Below are 14,611 nucleotides of genomic sequence, written 5' to 3' on the forward strand. Positions count from 1 at the left end.
CGTTCGTTGTCTCTGGCGCCGATACCTATCCACGCCTAGGATACGAACATGTTTTCAAGGAGTTTTTGATGAACAAGTTATTGGTTTTGTGTGGGCTGAGCGCAAGCCTGCTGCTCGCTGGCTGCCAATCGGTGAATACCACCAGCGGTGGCGCTGTGGGTGTTGAGCGCAAACAGTACATGTTCAGTATGTTGTCCTCGGAAGAGGTCAATCAGATGTACGCCCAGTCTTATACGAAGACAGTGGGTGAAGCGACCAACAAAGGCGTGCTGGACAAGACCAGCAGCGATGCCAAGCGCGTTCAGGTCATTGCCGACCGCCTCATTGCCCAGGCGCCGAACTTCCGTCCGGATGCGGCCCAGTGGAAATGGGAAGTGAACCTGATCAAGAGTGACGAGCTCAACGCCAACTGCGGGCCTGGCGGCAAGATCTTTGTGTACACCGGTCTGATCGACAGCCTGAAACTCACCGATGATGAGCTGGCCGCGGTCATGGGCCATGAAATCGCCCACGCCTTGCGTGAGCACGGTCGAGAAGCGATGTCCAAGGCTTACGGTATGGAAATGGCCAAGCAGGGCGCTGGTGCCTTGCTCGGTCTGGGCCAGGATAGCCTCGCGCTGGCGGACGCTGTGGCCAACTACGGCATGACGTTGCCCAACAGTCGTTCCAATGAAAACGAAGCCGATCTGATCGGTCTCGAATTGGCCGCGCGCGCCGGCTACAACCCGAACGCCGCGATCACCCTGTGGAACAAAATGAGCAAGGCCAGCGAGGGTGCTCCGCCGGAGTTCCTCAGCACGCACCCGTCTTCCAGCAGCCGGACTGCTTCGTTGCAGGCGGCGATTCCGAAGGTGATGCCGCTGTACAACAGCGCCAAGAAATAAGCTGCAAGCTGCAAGTTTGAAGTAAAGCAAATCTGCTCTGTTTCAAGCTTGCGGCTTATAGCTTGAAGCTTGCAGCTGCTTTATACCCACCCACTGCTCTGCATCGCCTTGTACACCGCAACAATCGCCAGAATAAAGAATGCAGACGCCGCCAGGCGACGAATCAGCGTCAATGGCAATTTATCCGCCGCAAAGTTACCCGCCAGAACCACCGGTACGTTGGCAATCAGCATGCCGAGGGTGGTGCCGATGATCACCAGCCACAACTCCGGATACTGCGCGGCGAGCATCACGGTTGCGATCTGGGTCTTGTCGCCGATTTCCGCCAGGAAAAACGCAATCAGCGTGGTCAGGAACGGTCCGAACTTGCGGGCGGTGCTGGCTTCGTCGTCATCCATCTTGTCCGGTACCAGGGTCCACAGGGCGGTCGCTGCGAAGCTCGCCGCGAGGATCCAGTGCAACAAAGTGTCCGAAAAGAAACTGCCGACCCAGGCACCCACCGCACCGGCTGCCGCGTGGTTGGCCAAGGTTGCGGCCACGATGCCGGCGATGATTGGCCATGGCTTGCGGAAGCGGGCAGCGAGAATGAGCGCGAGCAGTTGCGTCTTGTCGCCGATTTCGGCCAAGGCAACGATTGCGGTGGGTACGAGTAATGAATCCAGCATCAGGGGTTTTCCTAAGGGGCGGGTCGACACGGCTATGACACGTACAGCCTTCCCGCCCCGGGTAAGGTGTTCGTGTCATAGGTCTTGTCAAACCCTGCGATCCGTCTGATGCGGACGCTTGGGTCGCATGCGCCATGGTCTTTTGACCAAGTATGTTGACGCATGCCGGACGAGCATGGCGCTCGTGGGAGACTACTCCCCTAGGACGGAGCGGATTCTGCCTAGGCAAATCCGATTGGGCAAGTACAAAATTTTACCCGCGTTTGGCCCGATAGATTCGAAAGCCCTGTCCTTCAGCCTTGATCGCGCACACGCCCAAATGCTCTTCGATCAAAGGTTGATACTTCAGGAAGCTGTTGGCCACCAAGCGCAGTTCGCCACCGTTTTTCAGATGTTTGGCCGCTTTTCGCAGCAGATTCTCTGTTGCGTAATAGTCTGTGTGGACCCCGACATGGAACGGTGGATTGCTTAAAATCGCATTCAATCCCATCGGTGCCGCGTCAATGCCATCGCCCGTGATGACTTCGGCTTCCAGACCGTTGGCAGCCAGGGTCAAACGGCTGCTGGCGGCGGCAAACGCGTCGACATCCAGCAACGTCACCTGGTTATGTGGATAGCGACGTTTTACCGCAGCCCCCAACACCCCGGCACCGCAACCGAAGTCCAGCAAATGGCCGCTCGGCAGTTTGTCCAGGTGCTCCAGCAACAGCGCGCTGCCACGATCCAGCCGACCATGGCTGAAAACCCCCGGCAGGCTGATGACTTTGAGCGGGCCTTCGGCCAGTGGCAGTTCGTATTCCTGGGCCAGGCTTTCCAGAGGTTTGGCTTGCGGGGCGTTGGCCACGGTGACTTGCCAGAGCTGGCAATGCCGCGCGCTGTCGAGTTTGCGTGGCTTGCCGAACGGGTTCAGTTGCTTGGCCGCACCTTCGATGCCGCTTTTTTTCTCGCCAACCAGGAACACCTCACGACCTTCCAGGCGCGAAGCCACGGCATTGAGGATGTAATCGGTCAGATCCTTGGATTTGGGCAGAAACACCACGGCGGATTCGAATTCGAATTCAGGCGCGTTCACACCAAAATCGCTGCGCCCGGCAAAGCGTGCGTCCAGCGCGGCTTGATCGCCGGCATGCCAGCACCAGCCGCGAGCGGCGGGCAGGCGGCCGAGCAAATCATCGGCGGGCAAACCGGCCAGCAACACCGGACCCTGGAATAATTCAGCCTGACGAAGCAGTACTTCACTGCGCGGATCCATAACTGCTCCTGTGGAAAAAAGTGCCGCAGTTTATCAACTGACGACCCGCAGCGCCTTACCGCTGAAGTATCCCAAGGCGTTTTCGGTCACTTGGCCAACGATTCGCTGCCGCGCTTCGCGACTGCCCCAGGCGTTGTGCGGGGTAACGATCAGTCGTGGGATGTCGTGGGCCAGCAATGGGTTGCCATTGACCGGTGGCTCGACGCTCAGCACGTCGGTGGCGGCTCCGCCCAGATGACCATTGCGCAAGGCGTCGGCCAGCGCTTGTTCATCGATCAGGCCGCCACGGGCGGTATTGACCACGAACGCGCCGGGCTTCATCGAGGCCAGTTCACGGGCGCTGATGAAGTGTCGGGTGTGTTCGTTGAGCGGGCAGTGCAAGGTCAGTGCGTCGATCTGCGGCAGCAGCTCGTCCAGCGGCAAACGGTCGGAACGGGCAGGGCGCCCCGGGATCTGGCCCAGCAGCACGCGCATGCCGAAAGCTTCGGCCAGTCGCGCGACGGCGCCGCCGAGTTCACCGTGACCGAGCAAACCGAGGGTTTTGCCTTCCAGCTCGACGATCGGGTAGTCCAGCAGGCAGAACTGCTTCGCCTGTTGCCAGCGACCTTCACCGACGGCTTTTTGATAATCGGCCAGGCGTGTCGCCAGGTTGAGCAGCAGCATGATCGTATGTTGCGCCACGGAGGGCGTGCCGTAGCCCTGGCAGTTACACACGGTAATCCCGTGGGCGCGGGCAGCCGCGAGGTCGACGTTGTTGGTGCCGGTGGCGGTGATCAGGATCAGCTTCAGTTCGGGGCTGGCGGCGATGGCGGCAGCGTCGATCATGATCTTGTTGGTGATGGCGACGGTTGCGCCCTTCAGATGTTCGACCACTTGATCGGGCAAGGTCTGGGGGAGCAGCTGCAATTGGCTGAAGCATCCGCGAAGCGGGCTGAGGTCGAGATCGCCCAGATCCAGGGACGGGTGGTCGAGGAAAACGGCGCGGCGAATGTTCGTCATCAACTGTACCTTTTGTGCGGTGAACTGAAGGCGTAATCTGCCCAGCCTACCAGATGAAATAAATAGTTACGCTTGGCCTGAAGGAGCCCCCATGTACTGGACCGAGTTCTTGACCGTTGCTCTGATTCACCTGCTGGCCGTGGCCAGCCCCGGCCCGGACTTTGCCGTGGTGGTGCGTGAGAGCGTGACCCACGGACGTCGCGCCGGTACCTGGACGGCGCTGGGCGTGGGCTCGGCGATTTTCCTGCATGTTGGCTATTCGCTGTTGGGTATCGGTCTGATCGTGTCCCAGTCGATCGTGCTGTTCAACGCCCTGAAATGGGCCGCCGCCGCTTACCTGCTGTACATCGGCTTCAAGGCGCTGCGGGCGCAACCGGCCAAGGCCGTGGCGGACGACCTGCACAAGGAAGCGGGCGAGCGCACGGCCCGCGGCGCTTTCACGTCGGGTTTCGTGACCAACGGCCTGAATCCGAAAGCCACGCTGTTTTTCCTGTCGTTGTTCACCGTGGTGATCAATCCGCACACACCACTGACGGTGCAGGCCGGTTACGGTATTTACCTCGCAGCGGCGACGGCGATCTGGTTCTGCCTGGTGGCGATGCTGTTCAGCCAGCAGCGCGTGCGCGCCGGTTTCGCCCGCATGGGCCACTGGTTCGACCGGACCATGGGCGCGGTGTTGATTGCGATCGGCGTGAAGCTGGCGTTTACCGAGATGCACTGACTGTAACGTTCGACGACTGCCCACAAATGCTGGCGCAACGCTAGCATTTGGGCGGTTCTGCAAATCATTCCTTTGGCTGATTTGGCTGGCGATCAGGGGCACTAAAGTGCTTACTTTCAGCCACGACCGTGCAGTCAGAAAAGGGATTCTTATGTTGCAGACACGCGTTATCCCCCCAGCCGAAGGCGCTTACCAGTATCCGCTGCTGATCAAACGGCTCCTGATGTCCGGTACGCGTTATGAGAAAACCCGTGAGATCGTTTACCGCGACCAGTTGCGCTACAGCTATCCGACCCTGATCGAACGGGTCGCGCGGCTGGCCAACGTGTTGACGGCGGCCGGGGTCAAGCCCGGGGACACCGTGGCGGTGATGGATTGGGACAGTCATCGTTATCTGGAATGCATGTTCGCCATTCCGATGATCGGCGCCGTGATCCATACCATCAACGTGCGCCTGTCGCCGGAGCAGATCCTCTACACCATGAACCACGCCGAGGACCGCTACGTGCTGGTCAACAGCGAGTTCGAGGGGCTGTATAAGGCGATTGCGGGGCACTTGACCACCGTCGAGAAAACCCTGTTGTTGACCGACCTGCCGGACAAAACCGCTGACTTGCCGAATCTCGTCGGCGAGTATGAGCAGTTGCTGGCCGCCGCGAGTCCGCAATACGACTTCCAGGACTTCGACGAAAACTCGGTCGCGACCACGTTCTATACCACCGGCACCACCGGTAATCCCAAGGGCGTGTATTTCACCCATCGGCAACTGGTGCTGCACACCATGGGCGTGTCGACCATCATGGGCGCGATCGACAGCGTGCGCTTGCTGGGTACCAACGATGTGTACATGCCCATCACCCCGATGTTCCACGTACACGCCTGGGGGCTGCCGTATGTAGCGACCATGCTGGGGCTCAAGCAGGTTTATCCCGGCCGTTACGACCCGGAGTTCCTGGTGGAGTTGTGGCGCAAGGAAAAGGTCACCTTCTCCCACTGTGTGCCGACCATCCTGCAAATGGTCCTCAATGCCAAGGCGGCGCAAAATACTGACTTCGGTGGCTGGAAAATCGTCATCGGCGGCAGTGCGCTCAATCGTGCGCTGTATGACGCGGCCAAGGCCAAAGGCATTCAATTGACCGCGGCGTACGGCATGTCGGAAACCGGGCCACTGGTATCGTGCGCGCACCTCAACGACGAGTTGATGGCCGGTACCGAAGACGAGCGCACGACGTATCGGATCAAGGCCGGCGTGCCGGGGCCATTGGTGGAGGCGGCGATTGTCGACACCGAGGGTAACTTCCTCCCTGCCGACGGCGAGACCCAGGGGGAACTGGTGTTGCGTGCGCCGTGGCTAACCGAAGGGTATTTCAACGAACCGCAGAAAGGCGCCGAGCTCTGGGCCGGGGGCTGGTTGCACACCGGTGACGTGGCGACGCTGGACAGCATGGGCGTGATCGACATTCGCGACCGGATCAAGGACGTGATCAAGACGGGCGGCGAGTGGATCTCCTCTCTCGACCTCGAAGACCTGATCAGTCGCCACCCGGCGGTACGCGAAGTAGCAGTGGTGGGGATTGCCGATCCGCAGTGGGGCGAGCGGCCGTTTGCCTTGCTGGTGCTGCGTGAAGGCCATCAGATCGGGGCCCGGGAACTCAAGGAACACCTCAAACCGTTCGTGGAACTGGGTCACTTGAGCAAGTGGGCTATCCCCAGTCAGATCGCCCTTGTTACTGAAATTCCCAAGACCAGTGTCGGCAAGCTCGACAAGAAGAAAATTCGCGTCGACATCCTCGAATGGCAAGCCACCAACAGCACCTTCCTTTCGACGCTTTAAGCCCCCTTTGGCGTGCCCGAAAAGGCACGCCAGCCCCACCAAGCAAGCGCTTGGCTTGTCAAATCCGAAATTTGAGCCATCCTTGCCGTGCCGACGGGTGTCGGTCTGGCGAAAGGACTGTTCCAGAGTGGCTGGCGGGTGCAAATCACACTTTAGAGGGATCAAGCACTACTACCTGCTGGCTATAGTCCGCTCAAGGATTTTTAAGAACGGAGCAAACGCACAAACCGGGGCGATGCAACTTTGGAATGACTTTGGGATGCCATGGCTCCCTGTCCTCCAAGCGTTTTTAAAAGTGCTCACTGCCATAACAATAAAATGCACATGGAGTAGCGTCGATGACATCAGTAAACCAGTTCTGGCGCCGGGCTAAACTGCCTCTGGCCGTCAGCCTTGCCTCTACGCTCGCCGGGCCTGCATTCGGCGTCAGCTTCAACGTTGGTGAAATCGAAGGTCAGTTCGACTCATCCCTGTCGATCGGTGCCAGTTGGTCTACTGAGAGCGCCAACAAGAACCTCATCGGCGTCAACAACGGCGGCCGCGGCCTGTCCCAGACTTCCGACGACGGTCACTTGAACTTCGAGAGTGGTAAAACCTTCTCGAAAATCTTCAAGGGCATTCATGACCTTGAGTTGAAATACGGCGACACCGGCGTTTTCGTCCGTGGCAAATACTGGTACGACTTCGAACTCAAGGACGAAAGCCGTCCGTTCAAGGACATCAGCGACAGCAACCGCAAGGAAGGCGCCAAATCCGCCGGCGGCCAGATCCTCGATGCCTTCGTCTATCACAACTACTCCATCGCCGATCAGCCGGGTTCCGTGCGTCTGGGCAAACAGGTCGTGAGCTGGGGTGAAAGTACCTTCATCGGCAGCGGTATCAACTCGATCAACCCGATCGACGTCTCCGCGTTCCGTCGTCCAGGTGCCGAGATCAAGGAAGGCCTGATCCCGGTCAACATGTTCTACGTGTCCCAGAGCCTCACCGACAATCTGTCGGCCGACGCCTTCTACCAGATCGAATGGGACCAGACCGTCGTCGACAACTGCGGCACGTTCTTCTCGCAACCCGACATCATTGCCGATGGTTGCACCGACAACCTGCGCGTATTGAACAGCCGCTCGACGATTCCTGCCGCAGCGCTGCCGACACTGACTGCGCTGGGTGTCGACGCCAACAACGAAGGTGTGCTGGTGCGTCGTGGCCCGGACCGCGATGCGCGGGACAGTGGTCAGTGGGGCATGTCCCTCAAATACATGTTCGATCCGCTGGACACCGAGTTCGGTGCCTATTTCATGAACTACCACAGCCGTGCGCCGATCTTCAGTGCCACGGGCGCTCCAGCCTCGACCTTTGCCAGGGTCGGTGCCTTGCCGGCGCAATTGCGTGCCCTGGCGCCGCTGATCGTCGCGGGTAACTCGAGCTACTTCGTCGAGTATCCGGAAGACATCCGCCTCTACGGCTTGAGCTTCTCCACCACCCTGCCTACCGGTACGGCGTGGAGCGGTGAAATCAGCTACCGTCCGAACGCACCGGTGCAGCTCAACTCCACCGATATCCTGTTCGCCGGTGTACGTCCTCTGGGCGGTGCGCTGACCAACGCTTCGCTGCTGGCCGGTGTACCGGGTCAGGACCTGCACGGCTATCGCCGCAAGGAAGTCACCCAGTTCCAGACCACCCTGACGCACTTCTTCGATCAGGTCATGGGCGCTAGCCGTCTGACCCTGGTGGGTGAAGTGGGCGTCACCCACGTCGGCGGCCTGGAAAGCACCTCCGACGTCCGTTATGGCCGTGATCCGGTCTACGGTCCTGGTGAATTGCCGACCACCGGCGGCGCCAACACTTGCGTGGCACTCAACCAGAGCACCATCAACGGTGCCGGTCCGGGTACTCCGACCAACAACCTCAGCCGCAATTGCAACAACGAAGGCTTCACCACGGCGACCTCGTGGGGCTATCGCGGTCGTGCGATCTGGGAATACAACGACGTCTTCGCCGGTGTGAACCTCAAGCCGAACGTGGCCTGGTCCCACGACGTGGAAGGTTACTCGCCTGGTCCTGGCGGCAACTTCGAGGAAGGTCGCAAAGCGGTCAGCCTGGGTGTCGACGCCGAGTACCAGAACACCTACACCGCAAGCCTGGCATACACCAACTTCTTCGACGGCAAGTACACCACCGTGGATGATCGCGACTTCGTTGCGCTCAGCTTCGGCGTGAACTTCTAAGCACCGTATTTTCAGGACGAGTACACACATGAAAATAACAAAGAGTCTGTTCCACGCCGGTGTCCTGGGGCTTTCCCTGCTGGCGACCAGCGTAATGGCAGCGGTTCCGGCGGCCGAAGCGGACAAATTGGGCAAGAGCCTGACCCCGATGGGGGCTGAGGCGGCGGGTAACGCCGACGGTTCGATTCCGGCCTGGAAACCGATGCCGAAAAATGCTGGCACCGTCGACAGCAAGGGCTTCCTGTCCGATCCGTACGCCAGCGAAAAACCGCTGTTCACCATCACCGCGCAGAACGTTGACCAGTACAAGGGCAAGCTCGCTCCGGGGCAGTACGCGATGTTCAAGCGTTACCCGGAAACCTACAAGATGCCGGTCTACCCGTCCCATCGCGGTGCTACCGTGCCGGATGATGTGTTCGCCTCCATCAAGAAGAACGCCACCAACACGGAGCTGGTCTCCGGCGGCAACGGGCTGAAAAACTTTGAAACCGCGGTACCGTTCCCGATTCCGAAAAGTGGCGTCGAAGTGATCTGGAACCACATCACCCGCTATCGCGGCGGCAGCGTGACCCGTCTGGTAACCCAGGCCACGCCGCAGGCAAACGGCTCGTTCAGCCTGGTGTATTTCCAGGACCAGTTCGTGTTCCGTGACAAGATGAAGGATTACGATCCGGCGAACCCGGGCAACATCCTGTTCTACTTCAAGCAGAAAGTGACCGCCCCGGCACGTCTGGCCGGTGGTGTGCTGCTGGTGCACGAAACCCTCGACCAGGTGGCGGAACCTCGTGGGGCGTGGGTCTACAACGCTGGTCAGCGTCGCGTGCGCCGTGCACCACAAGTGTCTTATGACGGTCCGGGTACCGCTGCCGATGGTCTGCGTACCTCCGACAACCTGGACATGTACAACGGTGCGCCGGATCGTTACGACTGGAAACTCGAAGGCAAGAAGGAAATGTACATCGCTTCCGACAGCTACAAGCTCGACGATCCGAAGCTCAAGTACGCCGACATCATCAAGGCCGGTCACATCAACCAGGACCTGGCTCGCTACGAGCTACGCCGGGTCTGGCATGTGGTGGCAACCTTGAAGCCAGGCCAGCGTCACATCTACGCCAAACGTGACTTCTATATCGACGAAGACACCTGGCAAGCAGCAGTGATCGACCACTACGATGGTCGTGATCAACTGTGGCGTGTGGCGGAAGCTCATGCCCAGAACTACTACAACGTCCAGGTTCCGTGGTACACCCTGGAGGCTTTGTACGACCTGCAATCGGGCCGTTACCTGGCACTGGGCATGAAGAACGAAGAGAAGTCGGCGTATGACTTCGGCTTCACCGCCACCACCGCGGACTTCACGCCGAACGCCCTGCGTCAGGAAGGTATTCGCTAAGCCATAGCAACCCGAGGCCGCATCCTCCTGAAACGCCCCGACTGGTTCGGGGCGTTTTTTTTTGAGGTCGAAACGGTGCGTGCGACTGTAGGAGCGAGCCTGCTCGCGATGGTCGTCAACGATAACGCATGAAACCTGACACCCCGCGCAGCTCTCGGGTTTTTCGCGAGCAATCGAGCGTCGACCGGCTGCTCCTACCGTTGAGGTTCGTAGACTTTTTGTAGCCATTTGTAGCAATTGCCTTCATTCCCTTCTCGTTTACCGCTAGTCTGCGGACATCTGCAACGCCGCCACCCGCATTTCAAACAAGAGCCGGCCATGACTGATCTGTCCCCCCCACCAGGTCCTGCAAGCGTCGCTGTCGCCGCGCTGGACGGGCGCTTTTTCCGACCGCCATTGCCCGACGGCCATGTACTGCGTCCGCGCCTGTGCGAGCGTCTGAGTGCGGGGCTCGGTGGCAGGCTGCTGCTGGTCAGCGCCCCGGCGGGGTTCGGCAAGAGTTCATTGGCGGTGGAGTTCTGCCAGGCGCTGCCGGCACACTGGCAAAGCCTATGGTTGGGGTTGAGCCCGCGGGACAGTGACCCCGGTCGATTCCTCGAGCGATTGCTCGAAGGCCTTCAAGACTATTACCCGCAATTGGGCAGGCAGTCCCTTGGACTGTTGAAAATGCGTCAGCGCCATCAGCCGTTCGCCTTCGAAGAGTGGCTGGACGGCTTGCTCGACGAACTGGCCGTGCATCTGTCGACGGCGACGCCACTGTTGCTGGTGCTCGATGACTATCATCTGGCCCAGGGCCCGGTACTCGATCGCTGCCTGCAGTTCTTCCTCAACCACCTTCCCGATGGCCTGCTGGTGATGGTCACCAGCCGCCAGCGTCCCGACTGGCATCTGGCACGGCTGCGGCTGTCGCGGCAACTGCTGGAGCTGCATGAACAAGACCTGCGCCTGACCCACGATGAAGCCTTGAGCCTGCTCGACCGGCACAGCAGCTCCTTGCGCGGTGAGGCGTTGGAGAACCTGATTCAACGTAGCGAGGGCTGGGTGGCGGGATTGCGTTTCTGGCTGCTGGCGGCATCGGAAGCAGGTACGCAAGGCGCATTGCCCCAGGCGCTTCACGGGGGTGAAGGCCTGATCCGCGACTACCTGCTTGAAGAGGTGATCGATTGCCTGCCGGCCGAGGTGCAGGCGTTTCTCTACGATACGGCGCCTCAGGAGCGCTTCTGCAGCGAATTGTGCGATGCCGTACGCGACGCCCATGACAGTGCCGAAATCCTGCGCTTTCTGGCGGCCCATCAGGTGTTTCTGGTGCCGCTGGACGAGCATGGCCACTGGTATCGCTACCACCATCTGTTTTCCGATCTGCTGCGCTCGCGGCCTGTCGCCCAGTCGATGGTGCCGGCCGCCAGTCTGCACCTGCGCGCCTGTCGCTGGTTCAATGCCCAGGGGCTGCTCGATGAAGCGGTAGAGCAGGCGTTGCGCGCCGGGCATCTGGACGTCGCGGCGAACCTGGTGCAAAACCTGTCGGAAGAACAACTGCTGGCCGAGCAGAATGTCGGCATGTTGCTGCGCTGGAAAATGGACTTGCCCGACAGCCTGCTGATCAGTACACCACGACTGATCGTGCTCTACAGCTGGGCGTTGGGACTGGCCTGTCAGCTGGATGCCGCCGAGGAACTGGCCAGCCATTTGAGCCGTTTCCTGCCGGCCCCGTCCGCCACCGCGCAGAAGTCGATGCTGGCGCAATGGCTGGCCTTGAGCGGGATCATCGCTCGTGGCCGCGGTAATCGTGAACTCACGCTGCGTTATTGCACCGAAGCGCTGGAGAGCCTGCCGTGCAAGCGTTACGGCCAGCGGTTGATGTGCCTTTCGACCCTGTCCAACCTGGCCATTGCCGACGGTGACTTGTGGCGTGCGCGCGGGTTGAACCGTGATTCGCTGGAACTGGCGCAACGGGTCGGCAACCCATTGTTCGAAGCGCTGGCCCACTACGACCGCGCACGCGTGCTGCAAGCACGAGGGGAAATCCTGCGCTCGCTGGATGAAGTCCGGCAGGGACTGCAACGCCTGCAGGGTCTGTCACCGCAACGACTCTACGCCGTACGCGCACGGCTGACGTTGTACGAAGGTTTTCTGCTGGCGCTGCGCATGCAACCGCAAGCGGCGCGGGTGCGCTTGCAGGCAGGCTTGAGCGAGGCGCGAGCCTGTCGTGACATCAGCGTATTGATCGGGCATTGCGTCATCGCCCGGCTTGAAGGCAGTTGCGGCGAATTCGCCAAGGCCTTTGCCGAACTGAGTGAAGCCGAACGACTGATGCATATCTGGGACGTGCCGCCGATCTACTATCTGGCGATGATCACCTTGGTCAAATGTGAACTCTGGCTGGCCCAGGGGCGCATCGATCTTGCGCAAGCCTGGCTGGCGCGGCTGGGTCAAACCTATAACGGTGGGCACCCGGCAGCTCCGCCGGAATTCCACCCGCAACTCCCCCTGCACATCGAGCTGCAACAGGCTTTGCTGGAGGTCATTCAGGGGCAGCCGATGCTCGCCGAGGGGCGTTTGAACGCGTTGCTCGAACAGGGTCAGCAATCCGGCCGACAGCTGCTCAGTGCGATGGCGTTGACGCAGAAAGTCTCGTTGTTGCTGGGTAGCGGGCGCGAACCCGAGGCGCGCAAGGCACTGAACCAGGCGCTGGACGCCGCTGCAGGCGGCGTTCTGCAACCGTTTGACAGACTATTGGCCGAGCATTCGGACTGGCTTCGCGGACAACTGCAAAGCTGTGCGCAGACGACCTTGTCTCAGGACCTTGCAGAGAAACTGCCTGCATTGGCTGCCAGACCTGCCTTGGAGTCCGCTCCCGCCACCGAGCAACTCAGTACGCGTGAATTGGCTGTCCTGCGCCTGATTGCCCAAGGCTGCTCGAACCAGGAAATCAGTGATCAGCTGTTTATCTCATTGCACACGGTCAAGACCCATGCCAGCCATATCAACAGCAAGCTGGGCGTTGAACGACGCACGCAGGCGGTGGCACGGGCCAAGGAGTTGGGGGTGCTGGGTTAAGGAATTTTCACGTTACACGGCACAACAAATCGCTGGATACTCATTTGTGCGAAAATCGCTCGTCCCCCGTTTATCGAGCAGGCCCCGATGTCTCAGCAACCCTCCCTGATCCGCGAAACCTTCCCCGTCGGCCCGTTGCAGTGCAACTGCACGATCATCGGCGATCCGATCACGAAAAAGGCCATCGTCGTCGATCCGGGTGGCAATCACGAGCTGATACTCGCGCGACTGGATGCCTTGGGCCTGAAAGTGGTCAGCATCATTCATACCCATGCACACCTCGATCACTTCCTGGCGTCCGGCCAGTTGAAGGAAAAAACCGGCGCCACATTGCACTTGCACAAGGAAGATCAGTTCCTCTGGGACAATCTGGAAATGCAGTGTCAGATGTTCGGTGTTCCCTATACGCCGGTGCCATCGCCGGATCGCTGGTTGGCCGATGATGAGGAGCTGGCGTGCGGTTGTGGCGTGGCGTTGCACACACCGGGTCATACGCCGGGTTCCATGAGCTTCTGGTTTTCGGATGCCAAGCTGCTGATTGCCGGTGACACCCTGTTTCGTCGCGGCGTAGGTCGCACGGATTTGTGGGGTGGCGATCAGGCGACTATCGTGCGTTCGATCAAGCAGCGGCTGTATACGCTCGACGAAGAGGCGACTGTGGTGGCTGGACATGGTCCCGACACCCGTCTGGGGGATGAGATGCGCGAAAATCCTTTTGTCAGGGCCTGATTTGTAACGCGCGGAATTTTCATCCGTCGAAACGATCCAACGCCCGCAAAGGTTCGATGCTTACGTCCGTTGCACCACAGAATGTAAAAAGTAGGAGCACTTCATGTTCACCAAACGTCGTTTGATTATTGTGGCTACTGCCGTAGCGCTATTGTCCGGTTGCGCATCGCCCAACCCTTACGACAATCAGGGTCAGGCCGATAGCGGCTCCACGGGCATGAGCAAAACCGCCAAATACGGTGGCCTCGGCGCATTGGCCGGCGCCCTGGCGGGTGCCGCCATCGACCACAACAACCGTGGCAAAGGCGCGCTGATCGGTGCTGCGGTAGTGGGGGCTTCCGCTGCCGGTTACGGCTACTACGCCGACCAGCAGGAGAAAAAACTGCGTGCCAGCATGGCCAACACCGGCGTTGAAGTTCAGCGCGAGGGCGATCAGATCAAGCTGATCATGCCGGGCAACATCACGTTCGCCACTGATTCGTCGAACATCGCTTCCAGCTTCTACCAGCCGCTGAATAACCTGGCCGGCTCGCTGAAAGAATTCAACCAGAACCAGATCGAAATTGTCGGCTACACCGACAGCACCGGCAGCCGTCAGCACAACATGGACCTGTCCCAGCGTCGGGCCCAGAGCGTCGCGACTTACCTGACCTCGCAAGGTGTCAGCGGTGCCAACCTGAGCGCCCGTGGCGCCGGCCCGGATAACCCGGTTGCCAGCAACGCAGACGTCAACGGCCGCGCGCAGAACCGCCGTGTGGAGGTCAACCTCAAGGCGATTCCTGGCCAGCAGTATGGCGGTCAGCAACAAGGTACGGTTCAGCAGTATCCATAAAAACGCCGCAATAAAATAAT

11 protein-coding genes and 1 riboswitch are annotated in these 14,611 nt (G+C 60.0%); of the genes, 8 read left to right on the forward strand and 3 right to left on the reverse strand.

What is annotated here, in order from left to right; genetic code table 11:
* Positions 1-68 precede the first annotated feature (68 nt).
* Positions 69-884 carry a M48 family metallopeptidase gene (locus CKW21_RS05215; protein WP_095192950.1) on the forward strand — a complete coding sequence of 272 codons (816 nt, stop codon included), beginning with the start codon at positions 69-71 and terminating at the stop codon, positions 882-884.
* 80 nt (positions 885-964) lie between these two features.
* Here the strand turns inward: CKW21_RS05215 and CKW21_RS05220 are convergent, their stop codons facing one another.
* From CKW21_RS05220 to CKW21_RS05230, 3 genes are all read right to left on the reverse strand, one after another.
* Positions 965-1,549, reverse strand: a complete 585-nt coding sequence (locus CKW21_RS05220) for a TMEM165/GDT1 family protein (protein ID WP_095192951.1) — start codon at positions 1,547-1,549, stop codon at positions 965-967.
* A 90-nt stretch (positions 1,550-1,639) separates the two neighbouring features.
* A riboswitch (yybP-ykoY riboswitch) is annotated at positions 1,640-1,762 on the reverse strand.
* Positions 1,763-1,802: 40 nt separating this feature from the next.
* On the reverse strand, positions 1,803-2,801 hold the full coding sequence (locus CKW21_RS05225; protein WP_095192952.1) for a class I SAM-dependent methyltransferase: 999 nt from the start codon (positions 2,799-2,801) through the stop codon (positions 1,803-1,805).
* A gap of 33 nt (positions 2,802-2,834) precedes the next feature.
* A complete protein-coding gene (locus CKW21_RS05230) occupies positions 2,835-3,800 on the reverse strand; it encodes a 2-hydroxyacid dehydrogenase (RefSeq protein ID WP_095192953.1) in 966 nt (321 codons plus the stop codon).
* Positions 3,801-3,891: 91 nt separating this feature from the next.
* On the opposite strand from CKW21_RS05230, the gene CKW21_RS05235 reads away from it, so the two are divergent.
* The 7 genes from CKW21_RS05235 (at position 3,892) to CKW21_RS05265 (ending at position 14,591) form a co-directional block, all read left to right on the forward strand.
* A complete protein-coding gene (locus CKW21_RS05235) occupies positions 3,892-4,521 on the forward strand; it encodes a LysE family translocator (protein WP_095192954.1) in 630 nt (209 codons plus the stop codon).
* Positions 4,522-4,672: 151 nt separating this feature from the next.
* Entirely contained in the window at positions 4,673-6,355 is a 1,683-nt protein-coding gene (locus tag CKW21_RS05240; RefSeq protein ID WP_095192955.1) for a fatty acid--CoA ligase, read from the forward strand.
* Positions 6,356-6,693: 338 nt separating this feature from the next.
* The gene (locus CKW21_RS05245) at positions 6,694-8,580 is read left to right on the forward strand and encodes a DUF1302 domain-containing protein (RefSeq protein ID WP_095192956.1); all 1,887 of its coding nucleotides are present in this window, start codon (positions 6,694-6,696) and stop codon (positions 8,578-8,580) included.
* Positions 8,581-8,608: 28 nt separating this feature from the next.
* Positions 8,609-9,973, forward strand: coding sequence for a DUF1329 domain-containing protein (locus CKW21_RS05250; protein ID WP_095192957.1), 1,365 nt, complete (start codon positions 8,609-8,611; stop codon positions 9,971-9,973).
* A 318-nt stretch (positions 9,974-10,291) separates the two neighbouring features.
* Positions 10,292-13,030: a LuxR C-terminal-related transcriptional regulator gene (locus tag CKW21_RS05255; RefSeq protein ID WP_095192958.1), complete on the forward strand. Its 2,739-nt coding sequence runs from the start codon at positions 10,292-10,294 to the stop codon at positions 13,028-13,030.
* An 87-nt stretch (positions 13,031-13,117) separates the two neighbouring features.
* Positions 13,118-13,759: an MBL fold metallo-hydrolase gene (locus tag CKW21_RS05260; RefSeq protein WP_095192959.1), complete on the forward strand. Its 642-nt coding sequence runs from the start codon at positions 13,118-13,120 to the stop codon at positions 13,757-13,759.
* A 103-nt stretch (positions 13,760-13,862) separates the two neighbouring features.
* Entirely contained in the window at positions 13,863-14,591 is a 729-nt protein-coding gene (locus CKW21_RS05265) for an OmpA family protein (protein WP_095192960.1), read from the forward strand.
* Positions 14,592-14,611: the final 20 nt, after the last annotated feature.

It is taken from the genome of Pseudomonas sp. Irchel 3A7 (genome assembly GCF_900187565.1).
Taxonomy (GTDB): Bacteria; Pseudomonadota; Gammaproteobacteria; order Pseudomonadales; family Pseudomonadaceae; genus Aquipseudomonas.

What these genes read in the sequence shown, in the direction of transcription:
- CKW21_RS05215 (WP_095192950.1), top strand. Translation starts at nt 69, where the DNA reads ATGAACAAGTTATTGGTTTTGTGTGGGCTGAGCGCAAGCCTGCTGCTC.
- CKW21_RS05220 (WP_095192951.1), bottom strand. Translation starts at nt 1,549, where the DNA reads ATGCTGGATTCATTACTCGTACCCACCGCAATCGTTGCCTTGGCCGAA.
- CKW21_RS05225 (WP_095192952.1), bottom strand. Translation starts at nt 2,801, where the DNA reads ATGGATCCGCGCAGTGAAGTACTGCTTCGTCAGGCTGAATTATTCCAG.
- CKW21_RS05230 (WP_095192953.1), bottom strand. Translation starts at nt 3,800, where the DNA reads ATGACGAACATTCGCCGCGCCGTTTTCCTCGACCACCCGTCCCTGGAT.
- CKW21_RS05235 (WP_095192954.1), top strand. Translation starts at nt 3,892, where the DNA reads ATGTACTGGACCGAGTTCTTGACCGTTGCTCTGATTCACCTGCTGGCC.
- CKW21_RS05240 (WP_095192955.1), top strand. Translation starts at nt 4,673, where the DNA reads ATGTTGCAGACACGCGTTATCCCCCCAGCCGAAGGCGCTTACCAGTAT.
- CKW21_RS05245 (WP_095192956.1), top strand. Translation starts at nt 6,694, where the DNA reads ATGACATCAGTAAACCAGTTCTGGCGCCGGGCTAAACTGCCTCTGGCC.
- CKW21_RS05250 (WP_095192957.1), top strand. Translation starts at nt 8,609, where the DNA reads ATGAAAATAACAAAGAGTCTGTTCCACGCCGGTGTCCTGGGGCTTTCC.
- CKW21_RS05255 (WP_095192958.1), top strand. Translation starts at nt 10,292, where the DNA reads ATGACTGATCTGTCCCCCCCACCAGGTCCTGCAAGCGTCGCTGTCGCC.
- CKW21_RS05260 (WP_095192959.1), top strand. Translation starts at nt 13,118, where the DNA reads ATGTCTCAGCAACCCTCCCTGATCCGCGAAACCTTCCCCGTCGGCCCG.
- CKW21_RS05265 (WP_095192960.1), top strand. Translation starts at nt 13,863, where the DNA reads ATGTTCACCAAACGTCGTTTGATTATTGTGGCTACTGCCGTAGCGCTA.